Source organism: Mycobacterium sp. 1245852.3, from assembly GCF_001669335.1.
In the GTDB taxonomy this organism is placed as follows: Bacteria; Actinomycetota; Actinomycetes; order Mycobacteriales; family Mycobacteriaceae; genus Mycobacterium; species Mycobacterium europaeum_A.
Window position 1 is genome coordinate 1 of sequence record NZ_LZLL01000419.1, and the last position, 1,298, is coordinate 1,298.

At 69.2% G+C, this 1,298-nt stretch carries 2 protein-coding genes; both read left to right on the top strand.

Annotation, left to right across the window (positions count from 1 at the left end):
* On the top strand, window positions 1–247 hold a 247-nt coding region (locus A9W96_RS18770; RefSeq protein ID WP_197499565.1), incomplete at its 5' end, for an alpha/beta fold hydrolase.
* A 156-nt stretch (window positions 248–403) separates the two neighbouring features.
* Window positions 404–1,298, top strand: an 895-nt coding sequence (locus A9W96_RS18775) for a molybdopterin oxidoreductase family protein (RefSeq protein ID WP_156765312.1), incomplete at its 3' end; no start/stop codon positions are given.

Consider the following 1,298-nt stretch of genomic DNA (forward strand, 5'->3'; position numbering starts at 1 on the left):
GGTGCGCAGCGTGGTGTCCGCCCGGCCCGACCAGCACGCCCTGCTGGCCGGGGTCACCGCCCCGGTGCTGGTGGTCGCCGGCGCGGAAGACGCCACCTTCCCGGTGGCAGAAACCCGCGCCATGGCCGACTCGATCCCCGGCGCGTCCTTCGCCGTGCTCGACCGGGTCGCGCACCTGGCGGCGCTCGAAGAGCCCGCGCGGGTCAACGAGCTGCTGGACGCATTCTTGTTCGGACACCGACGGTGAGGCAGCGGTAGTCGCCCGGACAATCAACCGAAATACCTCCGAAACACGCCCCACGTAGCTTCGGCAGCGAAGGGCCGATCGGGAGGCGACATGAAAGGTCTACATTGCGGGGCCGGCCGGATCCGTGGCGCCCCCACAGCGAAGCGGTGATCGCCGATGGCGTCGGCGCCGACGAAAACACACTGCCCTTACTGCTCCCTGCAGTGCGGGATCACCCTGGACACCTCGGGGGGTCAGGTGGCGCTCGCGCCACAAAACGACTTTCCGACCAATCGTGGCGGGTTGTGCGCCAAAGGCTGGACGGCCGCTGACCTGCTGGGCCATCCGGAACGTCTGACGCGCCCACTGGTTCGCGACGGACGCGGCTCACCGCTGCGCCCCGCCACCTGGAACGAGGCACTCGAAAAAGTCGTCGCGGCATTCCAAGACGCTCAGCGCCGGCACGGGCCGGACGCCGCGGGCTGCTTCGGCGGTGGCGGCCTGACCAACGAGAAGGCTTATCAGCTGGGCAAGTTCGCGCGCGTGGCGCTGCGCACCTCGGCGATCGACTACAACGGCCGCTTCTGCATGTCGTCCGCGGCCGCCGCAACGAACCGATCGTTCGGTATCGACCGGGGACTGCCGTTCCCACTGGCTGACATCGCCGGAGCCGACGTGGTCCTGCTGGTCGGCAGCAATCCCGCCGAGACGATGCCGCCGGCGATGCAGTTCTTCGAACAGGGACGGGCACGGGGTGCCAAGCACATCGTGGTGGATCCTCGGCGCACTTTGACCGCTGCTCGTGCCGACCTGCACCTGCAACCGGTCCCGGGCACGGACTTGGCCCTGGCCAACGGCATGCTCAATGTCGTTGCCCGCGAGGGTCTTATCGACGAGAAATACGTCTGCGAACGCACCACGGGATTCGAGGCGGTGCGCCGCGCCGTGCGCCTGTACTGGCCGGACCGGGTGGAGCGCATCACGGGCGTGCCCGAGAACGACATCGTGGCGGCGGCCCGGCTGCTCGCCAACGCCGGTCGCGCGATGATCCTCACCGCTCGGGGGGCCGAGC